30 protein-coding genes and 1 tRNA gene are annotated in these 24658 nt (G+C 60.2%); 20 read left to right on the top strand and 11 right to left on the bottom strand.

What is annotated here, in order from left to right:
* Positions 1-93: 93 nt before the first annotated feature.
* The 4 genes from trpS to GTF44_RS03460 all read left to right on the top strand — a co-directional run bounded on the left by trpS (position 94) and on the right by GTF44_RS03460 (position 2972).
* A complete protein-coding gene (trpS, locus tag GTF44_RS03475; RefSeq protein WP_171557537.1) occupies positions 94-1116 on the top strand; it encodes a tryptophan--tRNA ligase in 1023 nt (340 codons plus the stop codon).
* A gap of 187 nt (positions 1117-1303) precedes the next feature.
* Positions 1304-1801: a VOC family protein gene (locus GTF44_RS03470; RefSeq protein ID WP_171557535.1), complete on the top strand. Its 498-nt coding sequence runs from the start codon at positions 1304-1306 to the stop codon at positions 1799-1801.
* Between the two features lie 123 nt (positions 1802-1924).
* A complete protein-coding gene (locus GTF44_RS03465; RefSeq protein WP_171557533.1) occupies positions 1925-2065 on the top strand; it encodes a hypothetical protein in 141 nt (46 codons plus the stop codon).
* Between the two features lie 40 nt (positions 2066-2105).
* On the top strand, positions 2106-2972 hold the full coding sequence (locus GTF44_RS03460; protein WP_171557531.1) for a branched-chain amino acid aminotransferase: 867 nt from the start codon (positions 2106-2108) through the stop codon (positions 2970-2972).
* On the opposite strand, the gene GTF44_RS03455 is transcribed toward GTF44_RS03460, so the two are convergent.
* A complete protein-coding gene (locus GTF44_RS03455) occupies positions 2958-3425 on the bottom strand; it encodes a YdeI/OmpD-associated family protein (RefSeq protein WP_171565950.1) in 468 nt (155 codons plus the stop codon). The genes GTF44_RS03460 and GTF44_RS03455 overlap by 15 nt on opposite strands.
* 79 nt (positions 3426-3504) lie before the next feature.
* Here GTF44_RS03455 and GTF44_RS03450 point away from each other — a divergent pair, with 79 nt between their 5' ends.
* From GTF44_RS03450 to GTF44_RS03390, 13 genes are all read left to right on the top strand, one after another.
* Complete coding sequence (locus GTF44_RS03450) at positions 3505-3960, top strand: universal stress protein (RefSeq protein ID WP_145211972.1); 456 nt, start codon at positions 3505-3507, stop codon at positions 3958-3960.
* A 135-nt stretch (positions 3961-4095) separates the two neighbouring features.
* Complete coding sequence (locus tag GTF44_RS03445; protein WP_171557528.1) at positions 4096-4659, top strand: NifU family protein; 564 nt, start codon at positions 4096-4098, stop codon at positions 4657-4659.
* Positions 4616-5338: a tRNA (adenosine(37)-N6)-threonylcarbamoyltransferase complex dimerization subunit type 1 TsaB gene (tsaB, locus tag GTF44_RS03440; RefSeq protein WP_367383366.1), complete on the top strand. Its 723-nt coding sequence runs from the start codon at positions 4616-4618 to the stop codon at positions 5336-5338. Before GTF44_RS03445 ends, tsaB begins: the two co-directional genes overlap by 44 nt.
* On the top strand, positions 5335-5751 hold the full coding sequence (gene rimI / locus GTF44_RS03435; protein ID WP_171557526.1) for a ribosomal protein S18-alanine N-acetyltransferase: 417 nt from the start codon (positions 5335-5337) through the stop codon (positions 5749-5751). The genes tsaB and rimI overlap by 4 nt, the downstream gene beginning before the upstream one ends.
* A 180-nt stretch (positions 5752-5931) precedes the next feature.
* Positions 5932-6930 (top strand): BMP family protein, encoded by a 999-nt coding sequence (locus GTF44_RS03430; protein ID WP_145211984.1) that lies wholly within the window; start codon positions 5932-5934, stop codon positions 6928-6930.
* Positions 6931-7074: 144 nt separating this feature from the next.
* Positions 7075-8616, top strand: coding sequence for an ABC transporter ATP-binding protein (locus GTF44_RS03425; RefSeq protein WP_145211986.1), 1542 nt, complete (start codon positions 7075-7077; stop codon positions 8614-8616).
* The gene (locus GTF44_RS03420) at positions 8616-9728 is read left to right on the top strand and encodes an ABC transporter permease (RefSeq protein ID WP_145211990.1); all 1113 of its coding nucleotides are present in this window, start codon (positions 8616-8618) and stop codon (positions 9726-9728) included. The genes GTF44_RS03425 and GTF44_RS03420 overlap by 1 nt, the downstream gene beginning before the upstream one ends.
* Positions 9729-9733: 5 nt before the next feature.
* On the top strand, positions 9734-10360 hold the full coding sequence (locus GTF44_RS03415; protein ID WP_145217298.1) for a LysE family translocator: 627 nt from the start codon (positions 9734-9736) through the stop codon (positions 10358-10360).
* Positions 10361-10364: 4 nt separating this feature from the next.
* On the top strand, positions 10365-10991 hold the full coding sequence (locus GTF44_RS03410; protein ID WP_171568470.1) for a LysE family translocator: 627 nt from the start codon (positions 10365-10367) through the stop codon (positions 10989-10991).
* A gap of 3 nt (positions 10992-10994) precedes the next feature.
* Complete coding sequence (locus tag GTF44_RS03405) at positions 10995-11960, top strand: ABC transporter permease (protein WP_145211996.1); 966 nt, start codon at positions 10995-10997, stop codon at positions 11958-11960.
* A 160-nt stretch (positions 11961-12120) separates the two neighbouring features.
* Positions 12121-13044, top strand: coding sequence for a sulfite exporter TauE/SafE family protein (locus GTF44_RS03400; RefSeq protein ID WP_145211998.1), 924 nt, complete (start codon positions 12121-12123; stop codon positions 13042-13044).
* Positions 13041-13799, top strand: a complete 759-nt coding sequence (locus GTF44_RS03395) for a TIGR02186 family protein (RefSeq protein WP_216364852.1) — start codon at positions 13041-13043, stop codon at positions 13797-13799. The genes GTF44_RS03400 and GTF44_RS03395 overlap by 4 nt, the downstream gene beginning before the upstream one ends.
* 3 nt (positions 13800-13802) lie before the next feature.
* Positions 13803-14213, top strand: a complete 411-nt coding sequence (locus GTF44_RS03390; RefSeq protein WP_171557522.1) for a GFA family protein — start codon at positions 13803-13805, stop codon at positions 14211-14213.
* A 3-nt stretch (positions 14214-14216) separates the two neighbouring features.
* Here the strand turns inward: GTF44_RS03390 and GTF44_RS03385 are convergent, their stop codons facing one another.
* The 5 genes from GTF44_RS03385 to GTF44_RS03365 all read right to left on the bottom strand — a co-directional run bounded on the left by GTF44_RS03385 (position 14217) and on the right by GTF44_RS03365 (position 17711).
* The gene (locus tag GTF44_RS03385; RefSeq protein ID WP_171557521.1) at positions 14217-14945 is read right to left on the bottom strand and encodes an SDR family oxidoreductase; all 729 of its coding nucleotides are present in this window, start codon (positions 14943-14945) and stop codon (positions 14217-14219) included.
* Positions 14942-16471 carry an ATP-dependent RecD-like DNA helicase gene (locus GTF44_RS03380; RefSeq protein ID WP_171557519.1) on the bottom strand — a complete coding sequence of 510 codons (1530 nt, stop codon included), beginning with the start codon at positions 16469-16471 and terminating at the stop codon, positions 14942-14944. The genes GTF44_RS03385 and GTF44_RS03380 overlap by 4 nt, the downstream gene beginning before the upstream one ends.
* Before the next feature lie 54 nt (positions 16472-16525).
* Positions 16526-16852, bottom strand: coding sequence for a hypothetical protein (locus GTF44_RS03375; RefSeq protein WP_171557517.1), 327 nt, complete (start codon positions 16850-16852; stop codon positions 16526-16528).
* A 327-nt stretch (positions 16853-17179) separates the two neighbouring features.
* Positions 17180-17255: transfer RNA gene (locus GTF44_RS03370), tRNA-Ala, on the bottom strand.
* Between the two features lie 102 nt (positions 17256-17357).
* Positions 17358-17711 carry a TIGR02300 family protein gene (locus GTF44_RS03365; RefSeq protein ID WP_171557515.1) on the bottom strand — a complete coding sequence of 118 codons (354 nt, stop codon included), beginning with the start codon at positions 17709-17711 and terminating at the stop codon, positions 17358-17360.
* Between the two features lie 113 nt (positions 17712-17824).
* On the opposite strand from GTF44_RS03365, the gene GTF44_RS03360 reads away from it, so the two are divergent.
* From GTF44_RS03360 to GTF44_RS03350, 3 genes are all read left to right on the top strand, one after another.
* Positions 17825-18535, top strand: a complete 711-nt coding sequence (locus tag GTF44_RS03360) for a M48 family metallopeptidase (RefSeq protein ID WP_216364850.1) — start codon at positions 17825-17827, stop codon at positions 18533-18535.
* A 28-nt stretch (positions 18536-18563) separates the two neighbouring features.
* Positions 18564-19217, top strand: coding sequence for a GntR family transcriptional regulator (locus GTF44_RS03355; protein WP_171557513.1), 654 nt, complete (start codon positions 18564-18566; stop codon positions 19215-19217).
* A gap of 208 nt (positions 19218-19425) precedes the next feature.
* Positions 19426-20499 carry a sterol desaturase family protein gene (locus tag GTF44_RS03350; protein ID WP_171557511.1) on the top strand — a complete coding sequence of 358 codons (1074 nt, stop codon included), beginning with the start codon at positions 19426-19428 and terminating at the stop codon, positions 20497-20499.
* Positions 20500-20516: 17 nt separating this feature from the next.
* On the opposite strand, the gene GTF44_RS03345 is transcribed toward GTF44_RS03350, so the two are convergent.
* The 5 genes from GTF44_RS03345 to odhB form a co-directional block, all read right to left on the bottom strand.
* Entirely contained in the window at positions 20517-20852 is a 336-nt protein-coding gene (locus GTF44_RS03345; RefSeq protein ID WP_171557510.1) for an SH3 domain-containing protein, read from the bottom strand.
* A complete protein-coding gene (gene lpdA, locus GTF44_RS03340; RefSeq protein ID WP_171557508.1) occupies positions 20845-22233 on the bottom strand; it encodes a dihydrolipoyl dehydrogenase in 1389 nt (462 codons plus the stop codon). Before lpdA ends, GTF44_RS03345 begins: the two co-directional genes overlap by 8 nt.
* 85 nt (positions 22234-22318) lie before the next feature.
* Positions 22319-22741: an MAPEG family protein gene (locus GTF44_RS03335; protein ID WP_171557506.1), complete on the bottom strand. Its 423-nt coding sequence runs from the start codon at positions 22739-22741 to the stop codon at positions 22319-22321.
* A complete protein-coding gene (locus GTF44_RS03330; protein ID WP_171557504.1) occupies positions 22738-23157 on the bottom strand; it encodes a hypothetical protein in 420 nt (139 codons plus the stop codon). The genes GTF44_RS03335 and GTF44_RS03330 overlap by 4 nt, the downstream gene beginning before the upstream one ends.
* Before the next feature lie 7 nt (positions 23158-23164).
* Positions 23165-24658 carry a 2-oxoglutarate dehydrogenase complex dihydrolipoyllysine-residue succinyltransferase gene (gene odhB, locus GTF44_RS03325; RefSeq protein ID WP_171557502.1) on the bottom strand — a complete coding sequence of 498 codons (1494 nt, stop codon included), beginning with the start codon at positions 24656-24658 and terminating at the stop codon, positions 23165-23167.

Below are 24658 nucleotides of genomic sequence, written 5' to 3'. Positions count from 1 at the left end.
TGTCCCTTGGTTGACGGCCCGTGGCGTCATGGGTAAGCGAGGCCGGAGCCGAAAGCCAGAGGGCAGTTGGCACAGCGACAAGGCAGGCAAGAGATGTCCACATCATCTTTCACACCGCGGGTTTTCTCCGGCATCAAACCGTCGGGCGACCTGCATCTGGGCAATTACCTGGGTGCAATCAAGCATTTCGTCGAGATGCAAGAGGCAGGCAGCCACGAGACCGTCTATTGCATGGTGGACCTGCATGCGATCACCGTCTGGCAAGACCCCGCCGATCTCCAGCGGAGTACGCGTGAGCTTTGCGCCGGGTTCATCGCCAGTGGGGTCGATCCGGAAAAGAGCATCCTGATCAATCAGAGCCAAGTGCCGGAACACGCGCAATTGGCTTGGGTATTCAACTGCGTGGCGCGGATGGGCTGGATGGGTCGGATGACCCAGTGGAAGGACAAAGCGGGTAAAAACGCCGAAGCCGCGTCGCTCGGACTCTTTGCATATCCGGCCCTGATGGCGGCGGATATTCTGGTGTATCATGCAACGCATGTGCCGGTGGGCGAGGACCAGAAACAGCACCTGGAACTGACCCGCGACATCGCGACGAAGTTCAACCATGATTTCGGCGTCGATTTCTTCCCGATCACCGAGCCGGTGATCGAAGGCGCCGCCACGCGGGTGATGAGCCTCCGCGATGGGTCGAAGAAGATGTCGAAATCGGCTGGCGCCGACGCGTCCTGCATCTACATGACCGATGATGCCGACGCGATTGCCAAGAAGATCCGCAAAGCGAAGACAGACCCCGATCCGCTGCCCGACAATATGGATGGGCTGGCCGAGCGGGCAGAAGCGCGGAACCTGGTGAATATCTATGCCGCCTTGGCCGAGATTGAGCCGCAAGCCGTTCTCGACATGCATGCCGGATCGCTCTTCGGGCATTTCAAAGTCGCCCTGGCCGATGTGGCGGTGGCGAAGCTTTCCCCGATCGCGCGCGAGATGGCGCGCCTGATGGATGATCCCGCCGAGATCGACCGGATTCTCGGGCGTGGCGCGGAGCGCGCGCGCGAGATCACGGTGCCGATTTTGGAGCAGACCTATGACATCGTGGGCATGATCCGCAGCTGATCTGCGACGATCTTGCCGAGCCTGCGCCGGTTGACGCGGTGCGGCTTGCACGACGTCATCAAGTGTCTAGGCGGGTCGGCGGCAAGACCACGGTACAGCTTTGCGCAAAGATGCACGGATGCTCTGCATCTCTGCTGGTTTTATGACCCAGACCGGAGAGTTACCTTGGCGGGAAGGAGGACGTATCATGCCCTATACCGCGCCAGCCGGGACCTGCATCGGCCACATACATCTGAAAGTCGCTGATCTGGACCGGGCCATCGGGTTTTACCAAGATGTGTTGGGGTTTGAACTGCAGCAGCGCTACGGCGATCAGGCAGCCTTTCTTTCGGCAGGCGGGTATCATCACCATATCGGGTTGAATACTTGGTCGAGCAAAGGCGGCCGCCCCGCCCCCGACGGGCATACCGGCCTCTTTCACGCGGCCTTTCTCTATCCCAATCGCCCAGCATTGGCGCAGGCGGTGGCACAGGTACGTGCAGCCGGGGTGCCCATCGAAGGGGCGGCGGATCACGGAGTGAGCGAAGCGGTGTATCTCTCTGATCCCGATGGTAATGGGATCGAACTCTATCGAGATCGCGCGCCGGAAGATTGGCCGCGCGACCCGGACGGCGCTCTCGAGATGGTCAACACGCGCTTGGACCTTCAGGCGCTTCTGGCGGAAGCGACCTTCGAAGACAACTAAATGGCTGAGGGGTGTCTGTTCACTTCTGCACAAAACTTTTACACTATTCGGCTAGACTTTCAGCATCGCACACTTATATGCGTCTGCTCTGACCGCGACTTCAAACCCTGAGGGAGCATTTTCATGACATATCTTACAAAGAACACACCGGTACAGCCGGTTGCGGAAACACCGGTCAAACCGACGCCCAAACCACGCCCGGTCGGGCCCAAGAAAGGGTCCATGGATTATCAGCTTGGGTTTACGTCTGGACCTCTGACCTAACTTCCCCCATGCTCCCCTCCGACAGGCGAAGGAGGGGCGCATGGCAACCGGCAGCAATATCAAAACCTATTTCGACGGCGCTTGGCATGATGGGGATGTTCCGATTATGCGCGCCGCCGATCATGGATCCTGGCTGGGCACCACCGTGTTTGATGGCGCGCGCCATGTGGATGGCCTCGCCCCCGATCTCATGGCCCATTGTGAGCGGGTCAACCGCTCGGCCGCCGCTCTGATGATCACGCCGACGGTAAGTGCGGAAGAGATGGTCAAGATCACCTGGGAGGGGTTGAAGCGCTACCCAAAAGGCACGCCGATCTACATTCGCCCGATGTATTGGGGGATTGATGGCGGGCATATGGGGATCGTTCCCAAGGAGGGTGCGGCCGGCTTTGCCATCTGTCTGGAAGAAATTCCGATGGCCACGCCCGATGCCGCGTCACGCCTGACGACGACCCAATTTCACCGGCCTGTTTTGGCTGATAACGTCACCAATGCAAAGGCTGGCTGCCTCTATCCCAACAACGCCCGAATGCTCGCCGAAGTGATGTCGAAAGGCTATGACAACGCCTTGGTGGCCGATGTGATGGGCAATGTGGCCGAGACGGCGACCGCCAATATTTTCATGGTTCGGGATGGCGTGGTCTTCACGCCGATTGCCAATGGCACCTTCCTGAGCGGGGTCACTCGCGCGCGGCATATCAAGAACCTACGGGCCGATGGCTATACCGTGCGCGAAGAGGTGTTGAGTTTTCAGAACTTCCGGGAGGCCGATGAGGTGTTTATGTCGGGCAATCTCAATAAGGTGACGCCCGTCACCGAGTTTGATGGAACCAACTACCAGATCGGCCCGGTCACGCGAAAGGCGCGCGAGCTTTATTGGGACTGGGCCCATTCAACCGGCCAATAGATCCAGGATTTCTGCGACCCGTCTGGCCTTCGTCTCCGCGGCCTTGGCGCTTGTCACCCGATGGGCATGGCCGCGGCGTTTGCCCGGCGTCCAACTGTTCCAGATCTCGGCCAAATCGGGCGCCTCGTCGAACGCCTCGGCTAATTCCGGCGGCATATGCACCGCATCTTGGTCGGCGACGCCGAACTCGACCGTCACCTCGTCCCCAACCTCTTTGCCAAGCTTTTTCAGAAGCTTGCGCGGGGTCATCAGGTAGAAATAGCCGCCGCCGGGCATGAATGTGCCCTCAATCGGCACGCCATCCACCTCCCCCTCGACCCGCAGCCGTGGAAATCGATCAAACGGCAGGTGCGGCTCAAGATCGACTGGCAGGACCACGACGGTGTAATACAGCTCTTTGCCCATGTGCTGTCGCGTCACAGGCGCCTTGAACTGAAACGGGTAGAACGACATGTCGCAAGAGTAGCCGGTGTCAAAGCCGTTGCAAGGGGCGCCGCTTCACGCCATTCTGCCCCACCGGAGGGACTGACCCATGCGCAAGTTTCTAGTGGTGCTTGATGACACCCGCGAATGCCTGAACGCGATGCGGTTCGCCGCGATGCGGGCCGCCCATACCGGCGGCGGTGTGGAGATATTGTCGGTGATCCCGCCCGATGAGTTCAACCACTGGATTGGCGTGGGCGAGATGATGCGCGCGGAGGCCCGCGAGCGGATCGAGGCGCATTTCAACGTCTTCGCCAAGTGGATGCGGGACCGGCAGGGGGTGGATCCGGAGTTGGTCATTCGGGAAGGCGAGCCGGAGACAGAGATTTTGGCGCAGGTGCGCGATGATCCCGAGATCGGTGTATTGGTCCTGGGGGCGGGCACCGGCAAAGGCGGGCCTGGGCCGCTTGTGACCGCGTTGACGAAAAGCGCGGGCACCTTGCCTGTCCCGATGACGATTGTGCCTGGTGAGATGTCAAAAGAGCAGTTGGAACAAATTACCTGACACAGTGTCACCGCCCTATCCCGGCGGCGACGCGGCGTCGTTTCTATCGGAATCCTCTGATTTAGAATCATTCCAAAACTTGACTTCCCGCGCTGCGAGGCGCATATCTGACCAAACCGCTAAGGATATGCTGCGATGTTCATCCAAACCGAATCGACCCCAAACCCTGCGACGCTCAAATTCCTGCCCGGCCAGACCGTGTTGGAGATGGGAACAGCGGATTTCCCAAGCGCGGAGACGGCGGACAAATCGCCGCTGGCCAGCCGGGTCTTCGCAGTGGAAGGCGTCACCGGCGTGTTCTTCGGCACCGATTTCGTGACGGTCACCAAGGCCGAGGCCGTGGAATGGGATCATGTGAAACCCGCCATTCTCGGCGCGATTATGGAGCATTTCCAATCCGGTGCACCTGTGATGGATGGCGAAGGTGGCGGCACCGGTGGCCATGCCGAGCATAGCGGTGAAGACGCGGAGATTGTCGGCCAAATCAAAGAGTTGCTCGACACACGGGTGCGCCCCGCCGTGGCGCAGGATGGCGGCGACATCACCTTCCATGGCTTTGATCGGGGTGTGGTCTATCTGCATATGCAAGGCGCTTGCGCCGGCTGCCCCTCTTCGACGCTGACTCTGAAAATGGGCATCGAGAACCTGCTGCGCCATTACATTCCTGAAGTGTTGGAGGTCCGCCCTGTCGCGGTCTGACCCAATTCTACTGGCGTTTGATACATCGGCCGCGCATTGCGCGGCCGCTCTCGTCTCGGGCGATCAGATTTTGGCCACACGCCAGGAGGCGATGAAAAAGGGGCAGGCAGAGGCCCTGATGCCGCTGATCCAAGAGATAATGGCGGGCGAGGGCGTCGCGCCAAGTGATCTGACCGCAATTGGCGTCGGCATCGGCCCGGGCAATTTCACGGGGTTGCGCATTGCGGTTTCGGCCGCGCGTGGGTTGGCGCTTGGGCTTGGCATCCCCGCGATTGGCGTCTCTAGCTTTGAAATGATGCGTGGAATGGCTGGTGCCACCGGAGCAAGCGCGGAGTTGGTCAGCCTGCCCGGGCCGCGCAATACCGCTTATCTACAACTCTTCAGGGTGGGTGTGACCGATGGTGCGGCGACGCAAGCTGACCCTGCGGAATCGCTCGACCATCTTGATCTGCCAGATGGCGTCCGTGTTCTCGGTCACAATGCAGCGGGGATTGCTGAGCAACTTGGCAACGGCGCTGTGGCGCACCCCGCCGAGCTGATCGACATCGTGGAACCGCTTGCCCGGATGGCCATGGCCAAATTCATCGCAGGCGGGTCGCATCCACGCCCTGCCCCGCTCTATGTTCGGCCCGCCGACGCCGCGCCATCGCGGCATGCGGCCCCTGTGATCCTTGCATGACACCAAACCGACTCGCGCTGATCCACGCCGCCGCATTCGACACGCAACGCCCTTGGACTGAAGCTGAATTTGAAGCGCTTCTGGCGTCGCCCTCGGCCCATCTCTTTCATCATGAGAACGGCTTCCTGCTGCTCCGTCTTTTGCCGCCGGATGCGGAGATTCTGACCCTAGCAGTTGCACCAGAGGCGCAGCAGCAAGGCGTGGGGCGGCACCTCGTGATCGAGGCCATGCGTTTTGCGCGGGACGCAGAGGCCAGCAGGATATTTCTTGAAGTCGCCGCGTCAAATACCGCGGCCCGGTCGCTTTATGAGCGGACTGGCTTCGTCGAAACCGGGCAACGCCCAGATTATTACACTTTGCCAGATGGTGGCAAAGATCATGCCGTGATGATGGAGCAGGCAATCGGTGATTAAACCGGCATCATTCGCCGCGGAGTTGACCTTGGGTCGCACCAACACACCCGGCCAAACACCAGAATCCGGTTGACCACCCCGCCCGGCTTTGCCCTTATTCCGTGCAGAGATCACGAGATCTTTTGCTCGCGGGCGCTGAGACCGATCGGTTCGCGCCCGCCACCAACTGGGAGATACTAGATGAGCTTGATGAAATCATTGCTTGGCGCAGCTGCGGCAACGGCGCTGACCGCGACGGCGGTTTTGGCCGATGGCCCAGCCCTGGTCTTTGACCTTGGCGGCAAGTTTGACCGCTCGTTCAACGAAGCCGCGTTTAATGGCGCACAGGTCTGGGCCGATGAGACCGGTGGCGAATATCGCGAAATCGAATTGCAGTCGGATGCACAGCGTGAGCAAGCGCTCCGCCGCTTGGCCGAAGCCGGGTCCAACCCGATTGTGATGGCCGGCTTTGCCTTTGGTTCGACCTTGGAAACCATTGCGCCCGACTACCCGGATACCACCTTCGTGATCATCGACAGCGTGGTGGATCAGCCCAATGTGCAGTCGATCATTTTCCAAGAGCATGAAGGCTCGTTCCTGGTTGGCATGCTGGCCGGGATGGCCTCGGAAAGCGGCACCGTGGGCTTTGTCGGCGGTATGGATATCCCGCTGATCTCGCGCTTTGGCTGCGGCTATGCCCAGGGCGTCGTGGCGGCGAACCCCGACGCGACCGTGATTGCGAACATGACCGGCACCACCCCTGCGGCGTGGAACGATCCGGTGCGCGGCGGTGAATTGACCCGTGGCCAGATCGCGCAAGGCGCCGATGTGGTTTACGCGGCGGCCGGCGGCACCGGTGTCGGCGTTCTGCAAACCGCCGCCGATGAGGGCATCCTGTCGATCGGCGTGGACTCGAACCAAAACGGCATCCACCCCGGTCAGGTTCTGACCTCGATGCTGAAGCGCGTTGATGTGGCCGTTTATAACGCCTTCACCGCTGGCACCGATATCGAGCCCGGTCTCGTGGTTCTCGGTCTGGCCGAAGATGGCGTCGGCTATGCGCTGGATGAGAACAATGCCGAGCTGATCACCGAAGAGATGATGGCCGCCGTGGACGCGGCACGTGAACAGATCATCGCGGGCGAGATTACGGTGCACAACTTCTCTGATGACGGCACCTGCCCGGTGGCAATGCAGTGATCACGAACACGGCGCAGGGCATAGACATCTGCCCCCGCGCCGTTTCATAAAGACAAGGAAGGGCCGCCCCGGTCTGCCGGTGAGCGGCCCTTTCCATAGACTTATTCGTGCGTCGCAGACCCGCACCCCGGCCAGGACCATCACATGACCCAGACCGCCCCCGCGATTGAGTTGAAAGGCATCTCAAAAGCCTTCGGCCCGGTGCAGGCCAATAAAGACATCTCCATCTCCGTCCAGCCCGGCACAATCCACGGGATTGTCGGCGAAAACGGCGCCGGGAAATCGACGCTCATGTCGATCCTCTATGGTTTCTACAAAGCCGATGCGGGCGAGATTTTCATCAATGGGCAGCTTACCCCGATCCCCGACAGCCAGGCCGCCATTCGCGCCGGTATCGGGATGGTGCACCAGCATTTCAAACTGGTGGAGAATTTCACGGTTGTTGAGAATGTGATCCTCGGCGCTGAAGATGGCGCGATGTTGCAGCCCTCGATCTCCAAGGCCCGCAAGCTGCTGACCGAATTGGCCAGCGAATACGGGCTGGAGGTCGATCCCGACGCGATTGTCGAAGAATTGAGCGTCGGACATCAGCAGCGGGTCGAGATCCTAAAGCAGCTTTATCGCCAAGCCGACATTTTGATCCTGGACGAGCCAACGGGCGTTTTGACGCCCGCCGAAGCCGCGCAATTGTTTCGCATTCTTGAGCGGTTGAAAGAAGAAGGCAAAACCATCATCCTGATCACCCACAAGCTGCGCGAGATCATGGATGCGACCGATACCGTGAGCGTGATGCGCCGGGGGCAAATGACCGCCACGGTGAAAACCGCCGAGACCTCGCCGCAAGAGCTGGCCGAGTTGATGGTGGGCCGCAAGGTCTTGCTCCGCGTGGATAAACAACCTGCCAATCTGGGCGCAACGGTGCTGAGAGTCGAAGACCTGCGGGTCAAGGATGGCAAAGGCGTCGAGCGGCTGAAAGGCGTTTCGTTTGAGATCCGCGGCGGTGAGATTCTGGGCATCGCGGGCGTGGCCGGCAATGGTCAGACCGAGCTTTTGGAAGTGTTGGGCGGTATGATCCCGGCCCAGGCCGGCACTGTCGTGTTGAACAATGACGAGATTGACCTGACCGGCAAGCACTCCGATGGGCAATCACGCCGCAAGCGCGGCATTGCGCATGTGCCCGAAGATCGCCAGCAAGAAGGGCTGATCATGCCCTTTGAAGCTTGGGAAAACATGGCCTTCGGCTATCACCACGACGAAAAGTACCAGCGCAATCGGGTGCTGATGAACAACGCGGCGATCCGGGCGGATACGGCTGCGAAGATGGAGCAATATGACGTGCGCCCGCCAAATCCGCGCCTGCCCGCGCGGAATTTCTCGGGCGGCAACCAGCAGAAGATCGTTGTGGCCCGCGAGATGGAACGCAGCCCGGATTTGCTGCTGATTGGGCAACCGACGCGCGGTGTCGATATCGGCGCGATCGAGTTCATTCACCAACAGATCATCGCGCTCCGCGATCAGGGGAAGGCGATTTTGCTGGTCAGCGTCGAGCTTGACGAGATCCTCGGCCTGAGTGACCGGATCGCCGTGATGTTTGACGGGCATTTCATGGGCGAGCGTTTGCCCGCCGAAACAGATGAAAAAGAACTCGGCCTGATGATGGCGGGCATGACCAAGGGGGCCGCGTAATGGAGAAGATGCCAAAATGGGCCGATGTGGTCCTGATCCCACTGATCAGCGTGATCTTGGCTTTGGTCGTCTCGGGCCTGGTCGTGCTCTATATCGGCGAGAGCCCGATTGAGGCGATGCAGATCATGATCCGTGGCGCGATGGGCTCCGCCTATGGCTGGGGCTACACACTGTTTTATGCCACGAATTTCATCTTCACTGGCCTGGCTGTGGCCGTAGCGTTCCATGCGCGCATGTTCAACATCGGCGGTGAAGGTCAGGCCGCCCTTGGGGGGCTGGGCGTGGCGGTGATCTGCCTTACGGTGCCTTGGCCACATTGGTCCGTGGCGCTTGTTGCGGCCTGCACGGGCGCGGCACTGTTCGGGGCGGCCTGGGCCGCGATCCCGGCCTATCTACAAGCCAAACGCGGCAGCCATATCGTGATCACCACGATCATGTTCAACTTCATCGCCTCGGCTTTGCTGGTCTATCTCTTGGTCAATGTGTTCCGCGTGCCGGGCTCGATGGCGCCGGAAACCGCGCGGTTTGCCGATGCGGTGCACCTGCCCAATGCGGCCGATATCGCGCCCTGGCTCGGGTTCCGATCGTCGACGCCGCTGAACATTGCTTTCCTGATCGCGGTTCTGGCCTGTTTCCTGGTCTGGGTGCTGATCTGGCGCACGCGGTTGGGCTATGAGATCCGTGCCTTCGGGCACTCCGAAACTGCCGCGGTCTATGCCGGGATCAACCCGGTGCGGATCATCATGATCTCGATGCTGATCTCGGGCGGATTGGCCGGGTTGATGGCGATCAACGCGGTGATGGGGGAAGCCGAACGGCTGGTCATCGATAATGTGCAAGGCGCAGGCTTCGTCGGGATCGCGGTGGCGCTGATGGGGCGCTCGCATCCGGTGGGCGTGTTCCTCGCCGCAATCCTCTTTGGCGTGCTTTATCAAGGCGGCGCAGAGTTGGAATTTGAGATGCCTGCTGTCAGCCGCGAGATGATCGTGGTGATCCAGGCTCTTGTGATCCTGTTCACCGGCGCGCTCGACAATATGGTGCGGATGCCGATGGAGAAACTGTTCCTGAGCTTCCGGCGCGCCGAGCGCGGTCAAGAAACCCCGGCGGAGTGAGCGGCATGATTGCGGAGCATCTTCCCAACCTGTTTTTCGCCTTAGGGATTTTCTCACTCGGGTTTGTGGCCATTGGCCCCAATATCCTGGCCGTCATGGGCACCTCAATGGCGCGAGGGCGTAGCCAAGGCGCCGCGCTGGCCTTGGGCGTCGGGCTCGGCTCTGGGATTTGGGCGAGTTTGACCGTTGCCGGACTGGCCACATTGATGACCGCTTATGCTGGCGCAATGATCGTGCTGAAAATCTTCGGTGTCGCTTATCTGTTGTGGCTCGCGTTCAAAGCGTTCCGCTCCGCTGCCAAGCCGAACCCTGCCGCGATGGAGGCCGGGGCCGCAGACGGACGTAACATGGTTTTGCGCGGGTTGACCATTCAGATGACCAACCCCAAAGCCGCCCTGCAATGGATTGCGATTGTGGCCATTGGCCTCGGGCCGAATGCACCCTGGCAAATCGGGTTGATGCTGGTGGTCAGCGCCATGATCCTGTCGATCCTGGTGCATGTGGCTTATGCCGTCACCTTCTCGACCGGGCCGGTCATCGCTTTTTACACGCGAACACGCCGCTGGATTGAGGGCACGCTCGGCGCGCTTTTCACCTTCGCCGCGTTCAAACTCGCCACAAGCCGGGTATAGAGCGATGTCGGAGCTTCTCATATATCTCCCCGGCCTTCTGGCCGCTTGGGCCATCCAGATCGCCTCTGCGTTAATACCTGGACCCGTTGTGATGGCCATTCTTTCTTTCGGAGCGGACGGGGCCCGCAGGCAAGCTTTTCGCGTCGCCCTGGGCACGGCAAGTTCGGCCAGTTTGCTAGCCCTCGTCACGGCCTTTGGTTTGGCCTCCCTGGTTGCCACCTTCGGATGGGGTATGACCATCTTGCGCTGGATCGGCGTCTTGGTCCTGCTATGGCTGGCGTATCGCGCCTTCCGTAGGGCCGCGACAGCCCCGTGCCAGACCGCAAGCACAACACAAAGTGAGCGTCCCTTTGCGACAGGTTTCTTTCTAGGCGCCAGTTCGCCCAAGGCTCTTGCCTACTGGATGGCCATCGCGGCTGTGGCCTTCACGACACCGCCGCCCTTGGCCGTTATCATCTGTTTCGCTGTCGGAGCGTTTCTCGTCTCGCTCACCATCCATTCGTTCTGGGCGCTGGCACTATCCGCGAACCCGGTTCAGATGGGGTACGCAAAGGCGCGCCGCTGGATTGAGGGCACGCTTGGCGTGTTCTTTACCTTCGCCGCCTTCAAACTCGCCACAAGTCGGAGCTGATCCATGGATTTCCTCACTGTTCTGCAAATCCTCGACTCCAGTGTCCGGCTGGCGACGCCGCTTTTGTTGGCTTGTCTCGCGGGGCTCTATTCTGAACGCGCCGGGATCTTCGATATCGGGCTTGAAGGTAAAATGCTGGCGGCAGCGTTTTTCTCCGCCGCCATCGCCTATACCTCGGGCAATGTCTGGATCGGCCTTTTGGCAGGGATCACGGCCTCGATGGTGCTGTCCGGCATCCACGGGCTGGCCTCGATCACCTTCCGCGGCAATCAGCTGATCTCCGGCGTGGCGATCAACTTCCTGGCCGCGGGTATGTCGGTGGTCATCGCACAAACTTGGTTCCAGCAAGGCGGGCGGACCCCCGCCCTGCAAGGCGATGCACGGTTTCAGAACATCACCCTACCCTTCGCCGACGCGATGGCCGATGTACCGATCATCGGGCCGATCTATTCCGAGTTGATCTCAGGCCATTCGATCTTGGTCTACATCGCGCTGGCGATTGTGCCGCTGACCTGGTGGGTGCTGTTCCGGACCCGGTTCGGCCTGCGCCTTAGGGCCGTGGGCGAGAACCCGGCAGCGGTGGACACGGCCGGTGTGTCGGTCGTTCGCGCGCGCTACGCGGCGGTGATGATCTGCGGCGTGCTTTGCGGCATTGCGGGGGCTTATCTCGCCACCAGCCTGGCGGCGGGTTTCGTGAAAGACATGAGTGCAGGGCGCGGGTTTATCGCGCTGGCAGCGTTGATCTTCGCCAAATGGCGGCCCTGGTATGCGCTGATGGCGTGCCTTCTGTTCGGCCTGTTCGACGCGGTCGGCAACCGGTTCCAGAACATCCAAGTGGGTGAGTTCGTGGTGCCGGTGCAGTTTATGCAGGCGCTGCCCTACATCCTCGTCGTGGTCGTTCTCGCCGGGCTGGTCGGCAAGGCAATCCCGCCACGGGCGGGCGGCGAGCCTTACGTGAAGGAACGCTGATCACCCCTACCTGTATGGGCGGTAAGACTGTTAATTATTGAGAATTCCAGTCTCACCAGCCTGTTCCGATCTGTCGCAGGTGGCGCAGCCTGCGACACTCTGGCCATAATGCCGCAGCCACGCTAAACGGAGCTATAGAGACGGAGGCTCCAGCCGACATATGCAAATCTACCTGCCCATCGCCGAGGTCAGCGTTAATGCCTTTCTTCTGTTGGGGTTAGGGGGCATGGTCGGCATCCTTTCGGGGATGTTTGGCGTCGGCGGCGGGTTTCTTATGACACCGCTCTTGTTCTTCATCGGCATCCCACCTGCGGTGGCTGTGGCGACAGAAGCCAACCAGATCGTCGCCTCAAGCTTTTCCGGCGTATTGGCGCATCTCAGACGAAAGACGGTGGACCTGAAAATGGGCACCGTTTTGCTGATTGGCGGTTTGGTCGGTGCCGCCGCCGGTGTTCAGGTCTTTGCGATTCTGACAGCCCTCGGCCAAGTCGATCTGTTGGTCCGACTTTGCTATGTGGTGTTTTTGGGCCTTATCGGCGGCCTGATGTTCTTCGAGAGCCTTCGCGCCATTCGTCGCGCCCGCGCCGCAGGCGGCGCTCCGACACCCAAACGTCGGCAGCGCGGCTGGATTGACGCCCTACCCTTCAAAATGCGGTTCCGGACCTCGGGCCTCTATATCTCTGTGATCCCGCCATTGTTGGTCGGGCTTTTGGTCGGGGTTTTGGCCGCGATCATGGGTGTCGGCGGCGGGTTTATCATGGTGCCCGCGATGATCTATTTGCTGGGCATGCCCACCAAGGTCGTCGTCGGAACCTCGCTGTTCCAGATCATCTTCGTCACCGGCTTTGCCACGCTTCTGCATGCCACAACCAATTTTACGGTCGACATGGTGCTGGCTGTTCTGCTTTTGGTCGGCGGCGTTGTGGGCGCGCAGATCGGCACACGGATCGGCGTGAAGATGAAAGCCGAACAGTTGCGCATTCTTCTTGCGATCATGGTGCTGGCGGTCTGCGGGCGGCTGGCCATGGATCTGCTCTTAGAGCCCGCTGAGCTTTATTCGCTTGGTGCAGGGGGCGGACATTGATCCGTGCGCTCGCCATACTGGCCTTTGCCACCCTTTTGCCGACGCAAGCGCTGGCCGAAGAGGTAGTGGCCGGGCTCAGCCGGGATGAGATCGCCATCACCACGAATTTCGACGGCTCCGAGATTTTGATCTTCGGCGCGGTGCGGCGCGAAACACCGATCCCTGACAGCGCGCCCTTGGAGGTGATCATCACCGTGGAGGGGCCGAGTCGCCCAATCACCGTGCGCCGGAAAGAGCGTCGCTTTGGCATCTGGGTCAATACCGACGCTGCGGATGTTGACGAGGCCCCGACCTTCTATGCCGTTTCCACCACGGCACCTTTCAACGAGGTGTTGACCGACACGAATGATCTGCGCCATCGCGTATCTGTTCATCGCGCAGTGCGCGCCGTCGATGCGAATGTGTTCGACCAGGTGAATTTCACCCGCGCGTTGATCCGCATTCGGGAGGATGCAGGGCTTTATCAACTCAACGAAGGCGCCGTGACGCTGCGCGACTCGACCCTCTTTGACACTGCCGTGCGTCTGCCCGCCAATCTGGTCGAGGGCGACTATCGCACCCGGATCATTCTGACCCGCGACCGGGAGATCGTCACCGAGTTCGACACGACGATTGCGGTCCGTAAGGTCGGATTGGAGAGGTTTATCTACAATCTCGCCCATGAGCGGCCTTTGATCTACGGTATTATGTCTTTGGTGATCGCGATTGCGGCGGGGTGGCTGGCCTCTGCTGTCTTCCGCTACATTCGGACATAAGCGATGGCGTGGGCGGGCGGATGCCTTTGCGGCGCGGTCAGATATCGTTCCCAAACCGCGCCGACCTATGCCAGCTACTGCCACTGCACGATGTGCCAGAAAGCCTCCGGCGCGCCATTCATGGGATTTGTGGAGGTCGCCCCGGATGCGATGGATTGGGTCGGAGACGCACCTCAGATTTATCAGTCTTCACCGGGCGTCATCCGCCGGTTTTGTGGCACCTGCGGCAGCCAACTGAGTTTTGAAGCGGAAGGCGTGGTGTTCGTGACCCTTGGCAGCTTGGATACGCCGGATCAGGTCGCCGTACAGTGCCACACTTATGTTGCATCCCGCCTGCCGGGGATCACACTGGCCGATGGTTTGCCGGAGTTTCAGGGCCCGGCGGGCGGCAAGGGCGGCAAGCCGCTTGGCTAGGGTTCAACCGCGCCCGACATAGGGCATATTCGTCGCCATCACCGTCTGAAACAGCACATTGGCCGAGGCTGGCATATTGGCCATATGCAGAACCGAGCGCGCCGCATCCGCCACATCCATCATTGGCATCAGGGGTTTGCCCTCGGCCTCTATCCTGGCATTCAGCTTATCGACCAACTCGGTCCGCGCATTGCCAATGTCGATCTGCCCGGCCGCGATCCCAAAAGGGCGGCCATCGAGCGCCAGCGTCTTGGTCAGCCCAGTCACCCCATGTTTCGTTGTGGTATAGCAAATCGAGCCCTCGCGCGGGTTATGGGCCGAGAGCGAGCCGTTATTGATGATCCGTCCCCCTTGCGGCTCTTGCGCGCGCATCTGCGCAAAGGCGGCGCGGGCGGTGTTGAACATGCCGGTCAGATTGACGGCAAGTGAACGGTGCCAGTCTTCGGGATCGATCTCATCAATCGTGCCCTGAGGCGTGAAAATGCCGGCATTGTTGAAAACCGCATCTAGCCGTCCCCAGGTCGCGACCATCGCGGCGACAGCCGCCTCCATCTGTGCCAAATCGCTGACATCGGCGGGCAAGGGCAACGCGGTTTCCAACCCGCCTGCCATGTCCTCCAACATCTCGCCGCGGCGCGCCACAAGACCGACACACCACCCCTGTTCGAGGAACAATTCGGCGGTCGCCCGGCCAATGCCCGAGCTGGCCCCGGTGATTAGGATGGTTTTCATAGCAGAGCCTCCCCTTCGAGCGCGAGTGGTACGGTGGGTACCACCAGATCGTCCACGCCCAGCACCACTTGCGGCTTTGACAGCATATAGCGTGTGACCCATATGAGCCGATGCTCCGCCCGCGTGATCGCCACATAAGCCAAGCGCTTCCAAAGGGCCTGCCCCGCCTCCTCGCGCCCCGACCGGGCTGCGGCGTAGAGATCGGGGGCAAAGACCTGCACCGTCTCCCATTGTGAGCCTTGCGCCTTGTGGGTGGTCACCGCCGCGCCATGCAGAAACGCCGCGCCCATCCGCGCGGCGTAGGGAATGAACGGCTCTTCCTCATCCGGCTTTTCGATTTTCACAATCGAGGCGGCAGACAGGCGCGGGCTTTCTGCCCCAACCACATGCAGCCGCGAGAACCCGGGCTTGTTGCCGGGGCCGACATAGACCACCTGCGCACCCTTGATCAGGCCGCGTGCCTCCAGATCAATGCGTTTCTTGCGGTGCTTGATCGGCAACTCGATCCCATCACAAATCAGCGGCTCGCCGGGCAGGAGCGCATCCTCCGGCGCACCATGGGCCATGCGGAAGGCGCGGATTAACCGTATGCGGGTGGCGTTGCGCCAGACCAGAACCGGACTGCGCGCCATCAGATCGCTATCGGCGCGCGGCGCGACAACAACCCGGTCATCGCGGCGCGCGGCCTCTTCGACCATGCGCTCGAAGGCTTCAAAGCTGAGCGACGGATCGCCCAACGCATGGGCCAGATCAAGGATCGGATTGTCCGCCTCCTGCCGGTGCACCCGCGCCAGTTCCTGTTTACGCGGCCCCTTGAGTTGATCGAACACCATCTCGCCAGACTGCCCCACGGGGGCCAACTGCGCCGGATCACCGAAGAGGATCAATGTCGGGAAGATTTCGCGCAGATCCTCAAATTGCTTCTGATCCAGCATCGAGCTTTCATCGACCAAACCGATGTCGAGCGGGTCCTCGCGCCGTTTCCAGCCAGTGATGAAATCCGAGCCGCGCAGACCCGCCGCCGCGAGGGCTGCGGGTACGGATTTATGCGCGTCATAGACCTGTTTCGCCCGATCAAGCGCCGCGTCCGTCAGCGCCTCGATCTCTGGTCGCTCGCCTTGGCCTGCCAGCCATTCCGCGACCTTCTCATATTCCGGGTCGTAGACCGGTGTGTAGAGGATCCGGTGGATTGTGGTCGCTGGCACGCCGCGTGTCCGCAGAACAGAGGCCGCCTTGTTCGTTGGCGCCAGAATAGCCACGGTCCGCCGCTCGCGACGGCGGCGGCCCTCCCAATCGCCCGAGATCAAGTCAACACCGGCGTCTTCCAAGGCCCTCACCAAATGCGCGAGGAGCAGGGTCTTGCCGCTGCCCGCTTTGCCGATGACAGCCATCACGCTGGAGGTGCCCTCGGCGGCTGGTGTCATGGTCTCGCGATCAAGATCGACGCCAGCGCTGCGCAGCATCTCGGCAATCGCATCATAGGCGCTGGCCTGATCATCTGAAAAGGAAATGGCGGGTGACAACATGGGCCGACCCTAGCGGCCCGCGGATGCCTGCGCCATGCGAAAACCGCGCCGGCGTTACGCCGGGTTTTCCGCCCAGAAACTCAGAAGATCGGACGCCATGACCGGGCTGATCCCCCGCGCTTCCAGAGCATAGAGATCGATCGAAAGCATGACGGCCCGGCGCATGGCGCGTTCGGCGTCCAGACGAGCCGGGCTGCCAGCAGCATAGACCTGTTCAATGGCATTGGCCGCACTGATCAATGCGACCATAACTTGCAAACCCGACGCCTGCGGCCAGCGATGCACCAAGAGATGCACAACATCGGATTTCGGCACCGCATCGCCCAAGAGCGATTCGAGTGCGCACTCCACCATTGTATCGGTTCTCGAAACGATACTCATAAAAACGGCCCCCTGACCCCGCCGGAGGTATAAGCCAAGAGCTAGCCAAGATTCAAAAAGACTTTATGCTTTTAGAGAAGGTAGGCCTCGCGACCCAAGCGCTTTCTGACTGATCATCTGAAAAACACCGTTTCCGGATGCTGAACGATACTCGCCGTTCGTGCGGCGAGGTGCCAGATTCTCAATGGTGTTCTCAGCGAGTCCGCAGCGTTTCGGTGATCGACATATCAATGCCCACACGACTTCCGAAACGCACAGAATCAGCGTGCTTGATAGCGGTCTAAGCATTCGCGACGCACGCGCATTCAACCAAGGAATGAAAGGATTTGGTGGAGCCTAGCGGGATCGAACCGCTGACCTCCTGCATGCCATGCAGGCGCTCTCCCAGCTGAGCTAAGGCCCCAAACCAGCGTTGCCTAACCCGGCAACGAATGGCGGTTTATGGTGTCGCGCGGGGCAGTTCAAGCGAAAAATCCCCGTCCCGCGCCATTGCTAGTCTCGACGATCAGTCGTCGTCGCCATCATTGGCGGCCACATCGGCCAGATCGTCCAATGCGACGGTTTCAGTGTCGTCATCGTCTTCCAACACATCGTCGTCGTCCAGATCGACATCCGCGTCGTCATCCAGCACCAAATCTTCATCATCCTCCAGAACCACCTCTTCGGCGTCCTCGGCGGCGTCTTTCTTCGTGGCCAGTTTATCGGCTTTGTCCGCGACCAGTGTCCGCGAGCCTTTGCCCGTGTCCAATGTGACGACGTCGCCCGTATAGGGGCTGACGATCGGGTTCTTGTTCAGGTCGTAAAACCGCTTGCCCGTCGTTGGGCAAACACGTTTGACGCCCCATTCTTCTTTGGGCATGACACCCCCTTTAATCATCGATATCGAGAGAATTGCGCTCACGTGCCACAATGTCAGAGAGGTGTCAAAGCCTTTCAAGCCCATCCATGTCAAGCCCGGCCTGCCAAAGAAACATGCCCAAAGAGACCGACGCCATTCATATCCTGCCAGGCGAGCCACCGGTCTCGGTGCTTTTGCGCCGATCCACGCGGGCGCGGCGGTTTTCTTTGAGGGTGTCGCGGGCCGATGGGCGGGTGAGTTTGAGCTTGCCGCATTGGGCGCCAGAGGCCGAAGCGCTGGCGTTTCTTCGGGACCGGGAAGCTTGGCTGAGAATGCAACTGGCTCAGACGCCAGACCTGAGGCGGCCAGAGATCGGTGGCACAGTCCCGATCTGCGGCGTCGACCGCAGGGTCTTTGTAGGCACCGGGCGTGCCGCGCGGTTGACGCAGGAGGGAATTTTTGTGCCAGCGGGCCCTCGCGTTGCGCCGCGGGTTCGGGCTCTGCTGAAAGCCCTGGCGCGGGACCGCCTCGCCTCCGCTTGTGACCGTTATGCGGGCCAGCTCGGCAGGTCTTATGGTCGGCTGACACTGCGCGACCCGCGCAGTCGTTGGGGCAGCTGCTCATCGAAAGGCGATTTGATGTTCTCCTGGCGTTTGATCATGGCACCGCCAACAGTGTTGGATTACGTCGCCGCTCATGAAGTGGCCCACCTGGCGGAAATGAACCATTCTGCCCGGTTCTGGGCCGTCTGCGCCGATCTCTACCCCTGTTATGAGACGGAGCGGGATTGGTTGAAAACCCACGGGCCCGCGCTTTTGGCGTGGCAGTTCGACCCCTTGCCGTGACCCGGATCTTTGTGATCACATCCGCCTCATGTTGACCAACCCGCGCCCGACCGAGACCGGAGCGGCGGTGGCCCATGATCGGGTTTATCGCGCGCTCAGAACACAAATCATGCATGGCGAGGTAAGCCCCGGCCAGGCCCTGACCCTGCGCGGCCTGGGCCGAGAGTTCGGTGTCTCGATGACACCGGCGCGCGAAGCAGTCCGGCGACTGGTCAGTGAAGGCGCGCTGTTTCTCTCCGCTTCGGGCCGGGTTTCGACGCCGGAACTCTCAAATGAGAGAATTGAGGAACTCGCGGCGATTCGCGCCCTCCTGGAGCCAGAACTGTCCGCTCGCGCCTTGCCGCGCGCCCATATGGCGCTCATCGAACGGATGGAGGTGATCAACAGCACGATCGCCTCATCCATCACGAAGCGGGACGCCGTGGGCTATATCCGCAGCAACCTGGAGTTTCACCGCACCTTGTACCTGCGCGCCCAAGCCCCCGCGATGCTGGCCCTGGCAGAAACGGTTTGGTTGCAATTGGGGCCAACGATGCGCGCCCTCTATGGACGCTTGGGGAAAACCGATGCGCCAAGTCACCACAAACTGATCTTGGCGGCCCTACAGGCAGGCGATGAGCCGGGATTGCGGCTCGCCGTGCGCGCGGATGTGACTCAAGGCTTACGTCTTTTGACTGCGTAAGCCATGCCGAACAACGAAGGGGTGTCGGAATGAGGCTATCTAATGCTCTCTGGGAGTTGACCTCTTTATGCCAAACGACCTTCGGAGGTCAGTATCTGGAGTTGACGCGTCTCATCTGAAGTGCAGACATATTTTGGCCAGATTGGCGCACTAAATCCCTAAATTCAGTAACTGACGCAAGAACAACAATCAGTACTGAGGCAAAAAGATGCAGCTTTTACAAGAGATTATTGCAACGATCCTGGACCGCATGGTCGAAGTCCTTCTGTTTCCATTCGATCCTGAAAACAGAATTTACGTGCTTTATATCGTCTCATCTGTAGCGTTCGCCTGGTTTGTCTATCGCGCGATCAAATCTCGTGGCGCCGACAACACTGCCCAAGATTTACAGGATGCCAGTGGGTCCTTTCTGCAATTTCTCTTTCCCCGGCGCGTGTGGCAGAACCCCTCTGCTTGGTTGGATTTGCGCTATATGATGTTCCACAAGGTGGTGTCGTATTTCTTGCTCTTCGGTGTCGGGACCTGGGCTTTGGCCGCCGGGTTTCGGTTCGGCTCTGGCGGTGTTCCATTCGCCGACCTGATCCACTACGCAAATGCCGGTGCCGCAGCAGGGCTCCTGACCTCGGCGCTCTACATGTTTGCCGTATTGCTCGTCGTCGACTTCATCGGTTGGGCCGTCCACTACATCCAGCACAAAGTGCCATTGCTTTGGCAGTTCCATAAAGTCCATCACAGTGCTGAGGTGATGCATCCAATCTCAAACTTCCGCGAACATCCAATCGACAACTTCGGATATGGTCTAATAATTGGGTTGGGTTATGGATTTGTCCACGGCGTCGCATTGCGATTTCTTGGATACGTGCCCAATATGCCCAGCCTGTTGGGCCTCCCGGTTCTGATGTTCCTCTTCAATTTCACGGCATATAACCTGAGGCATTCCCACGTCTGGCTACGCTGGCCAGGAGTCTGGTCGATGGTGTTCCCGTCGCCTGCTCATCACCATGTGCACCACAGCTGTCATCCAGATCATATCGACAAGAACTTCGCCTTCATGTTCCCGGTTTGGGATGTGATTTTCAGAACCTATCATATGCCAGAAGACAATCGAGATGTCGTGTTTGGGATTGACGAAGATGCAAAAGATCTTTCGTCTTGCCTTCGCCTGTATTGGGTACCTTTTCGCGACGCCTATCGGCTGTTTCGAAGACCAACCCGCCCGAAGACAGAGGCAGATTTGCCCGAGTTCCATCAAGTTAAAAAGCCAGAGCTTCCGGCCGAATAGTCTTTCGGCCACGTTTATCATCGAATCTGGGCAAGATGGGCGGCGGGAACCCAGCCCGCCTCTCTGGTCAGTTTCTGGCACCAAATCCAGCCGACCCGCTCAGACAACCCGGTTACTGCCTCTCCTTCAGACACCGTCAATTCCGCTGTATCGAAATCTGCGGCTACGCGAACTCCATCAAGAATCTCAATCGGCACCCAACCGCCCAAACCGCTCTTGTTGACCACCCATTGCCAGCCCGGATACGCGTCGTCCTGTCGGCCAAGTGCAATGACTTCGCCCGGTGTCACTTTCAGCGCCGGGTCATAAGTTGCGCGCCACGCTTTGATGACGCGCAACTGGATGTCAGGCATGGATCGCGCCGTCACCGCAGGCCAGAGCCGCTTCGCGCACCGCCTCCGAATAGGTCGGATGCGCATGACATGTCATCGCTAGGTCCTGAGCTGATGCGCCAAACTCCATTGCGACGCAGATCTCGTGGATCAAATCGCCGGCCATCGGGCCGATGATATGCGCGCCCAAGATCCGGTCGGTATCTTTGTCGGCAAGGATCTTTACGAACCCGTCCCCGGCAAAATTCGCCTTCGCGCGGCCATTGCCCATGAAGCTAAACTTGCCGACCTTATAGGCGCGCCCGGCCGCCTTCAGCGTCTCTTCGGTCTCCCCCACATTCGACACTTCGGGGTGGGTATAGATCACGCCCGGGATAACACTGTAATTCACATGGCCATGCTTGCCCGCAACAACTTCGGCCACGGCCATGCCTTCATCTTCAGCCTTATGTGCTAACATCGGGCCATCAATGGCATCGCCAATCGCGTAAATGCCTTTGATATTCGTTGCCCAATGGGCATCGGTTTTGATCTGCCCACGCTCGCTCATCTCAACGCCAAGCGCCTCTAGACCCAGACCATCGGTATAGGGCTTACGGCCCGTGGCAACGAGCACGACATCGGCGTCGACCACATGCTCGCTTTCGTCTTTGCGGAGTTGATAAGTGACCTTTGCCTTGGTTTTGGTCGCCTCCACCTTCTGAACGGCGGCGCCCATGGTAAAGGTCATCCCTTGTTTCTTCAGGATTCTCTGGAAGGTCTTGGACACCTCCGCATCCATGCCGGGGGTGATATGGTCGAGGAACTCGATCACCGACACCTCGGAACCAAGCCGAGCATAGACCGATCCCAATTCCAGCCCGATAACACCAGCTCCAATAACCACCATCTTCTTCGGCACCTTGCCGAGGCTCAGCGCGCCCTCGGAGGTGACGACAACTTTTTCGTCGACGGGCACATTCGGCAACGCGCTTGGCTCGGACCCGGAGGCAATGATGATGTGCTTGGCCTCGTGAACCTCATCCCCGACTTTGACCTTGCCTGCTTCGGGGATCGAGCCCCACCCTTTCAGCCAGTCGATCTTGTTCTTTTTGAACAGAAATTCGATGCCCTTGGTGTTCTGACCAATTACGTCATCCTTATAGGCCTGCATCTGTTTCCAATCGACGGACGGCGCTTTGCCCTTCAGGCCCATCTTGGCGAAGTTATGTTCCGCCTCGTGCAACTGGTGGCTCGCATGGAGCAGCGCCTTTGACGGGATACAGCCGATATTCAGGCAGGTGCCGCCCAAGGTCTCGCGCCCTTCGACACAGGCCGTCTTCAGCCCCAATTGCGCGCAACGGATGGCGCAGACATAGCCGCCGGGGCCGGAGCCGATTACGATGACGTCATAGCTGGACATGGGGTCTCCTCGTCGAAATGGGGCACGGTCGAACCGGGATATCTCCCGTGTATATCCGAAATATCCGCGCGATGTCTGTTTTGGCTCATGCCATGCCTCCCAACAGGGCGGCGAGCGTCATGGCAATGGTGGCCCCGAAGCCGACGAACCAGATTGCGCTGCGCCAGGGCGACCAGCCGAACGCATAGGCCGGGATATAAAGCACGCGGGCGCCGAGATAGGCCCAGGCGCAAGCGGCGGTGAAAGTTGAGTTGCTGTCTGAGAACTCCACCACGACCACGGCGATGGTGAAGAGGATCAACCCCTCGAAATGATTGTTCAGTGCCCGGTAGAGCCGCGCGGCGCGGGTCGAGAGCTGATCTTCCAGAGACCCGCCCAACCGCTCCCGGTCGCGCGGGCTTACGGTCTTGCCCGCGCCCAGCTCCCGGTTTGCCGGAATCGCCATCAGGCAGAATTGAACCGCTTGCAGGAGGAGCGCCAGGGCAAGGGCTGTGAGTTCGGGGGTCATCTCTTTGCAGCAATCTTCGGCAATACGCCGTGCGGATCATGTTTTTTTGTTTGGACGAATTCACACTCGTCTTGGCTGCACTGCAATCGCCAAGTTTCGACTCCGAAGTCCTTAAGACCAAGCCGAGGTTCGGGTCTTGCCTCAACCAGCATGAGACGCCCTACACGACATCTCGGGCAGATTTCACCGTTTTTCGCCTCATCAAGCTCACCCTCCAGATTTTGTATCCGAGCTTCCATCTCCAGTTGCTCGGTCCTCGCGCCAGCCAATACGACCTGGGCATCAGCGAGCGCTGTCGTTAGTTCCGCTAGTTTAAGCTTGAATGCTGCTTCATCGACGGATTTGTCGATGTCACGAAGATCCTTCGCGAGGTCGAATGCTAGCTTTGCCGCGGTCAGACCGGCAACCAGATCCATAGTAACCTCACAAATCCATCAACAACCGCCGTGGATCTTCCAGCGCCTCTTTCACGCGCACCAGGAAGGTCACGGCACCTTTGCCGTCGACGATCCGATGGTCGTAGGATAGCGCCAGATACATCATCGGGCGGATCACCACCTCACCATTGATCGCCATCGGGCGGTCCTGGATCTTGTGCATCCCTAGAATGCCCGATTGCGGCGGGTTCAGGATCGGCGAGGACATCAGCGAGCCATAAACGCCGCCATTGGAGAGCGTGAAGGTGCCGCCCTGCATCTCCGCCATGGACAGTTTGCCGTCGCGAGCGCGACGCCCCTTCTCGGCAATCGCCTTCTCGATATCGGCGAAGGACATACTGTCCGCATCGCGGATCACCGGCACGACGAGCCCCGTAGGCGTCCCGGCGGCGACGCCCATATGCACGAAGTTCTTATAGACGATATCGGTGCCGTCGATCTCCGCATTCACCTCGGGCACCTCTTTCAGCGCGTGGCAGCAAGCCTTGGTGAAGAAGGACATGAAGCCCAGGCGAACCCCGTGTTTCTTCTCAAACTCATCCTTGTACTGACTGCGCAGCGCCATGACCTCGGTCATGTCCACCTCGTTATAGGTGGTCAGCATCGCGGCCGTATTCTGGCTGTCTTTCAGACGTTTAGCGATGGTTTGGCGCAGACGAGTCATCTTGACCCGCTCCTCACGCGCGGCATCGTCGGCGGGGACCGGGGCACGCGGGGCGGGCGCGGTCGCCGCAGGCGCCGGGGCTGCCGCCGCGCTCACGGCTTTCAGAACATCTTCCTTCATGATGCGCCCATCGCGACCCGACCCTTGGACTTGATCGGCGCTGACGCCGGTCTCGGCCATCATCTTCTTGGCCGAAGGCGCGTCTTCCACATCTTTGCCACTGCTGGCCACAGGGGCCGCTGCTGGCGCGGCGGCGGGTGCAGCGACCACCGCGCCGGCACCACCAATCACCGCCAGTTTTGCGCTTGCATCCACCGTGCTGCCTTCGGCTGCCAGGATCTCCGTCAAAGTCCCGGAGGCCGGGGCGGGCACCTCGACTGAAACCTTGTCAGTCTCCAATTCGCAGAGCATCTCATCCTGCGCCACGCTGTCGCCAACCGCCTTGAACCAAGTCGAAACGGTCGCTTCGGTCACACTTTCCCCAAGCGTCGGCACCATCACATCAACGCTCTCGCCCCCCTTGGCCGCCGGCGCTTCAGCAGCGGCCGCTTTCGGGGCAGGTGCAGGGGCGGCCCCTTCTCCTTCACTGAGCGTTGCAAGCAAAGCGTCGACGCCAACCGTCTCCCCTTCCGCCGCGACGATCTCGGCCAGTGTTCCTGCGGCGGGCGATGGCACTTCCACCGTCACCTTATCGGTTTCCAACTCGCAGAGCATTTCATCGACGGCCACAGCTTCGCCCGGCTTCTTGAACCAGGTGGCCACCGTCGCCTCGGTCACGCTTTCGCCCAGGGTTGGGACACGCACTTCTACGGACAT

Source organism: Roseobacter sp. HKCCD6576-2 (assembly GCF_013179285.1).
Lineage (GTDB): Bacteria > Pseudomonadota > Alphaproteobacteria > Rhodobacterales > Rhodobacteraceae > Rhodophyticola > Rhodophyticola oceani.
The sequence above is the reverse complement of the archived record's forward strand: the minus strand, read 5'-3'. Positions and strand labels throughout refer to the sequence as shown.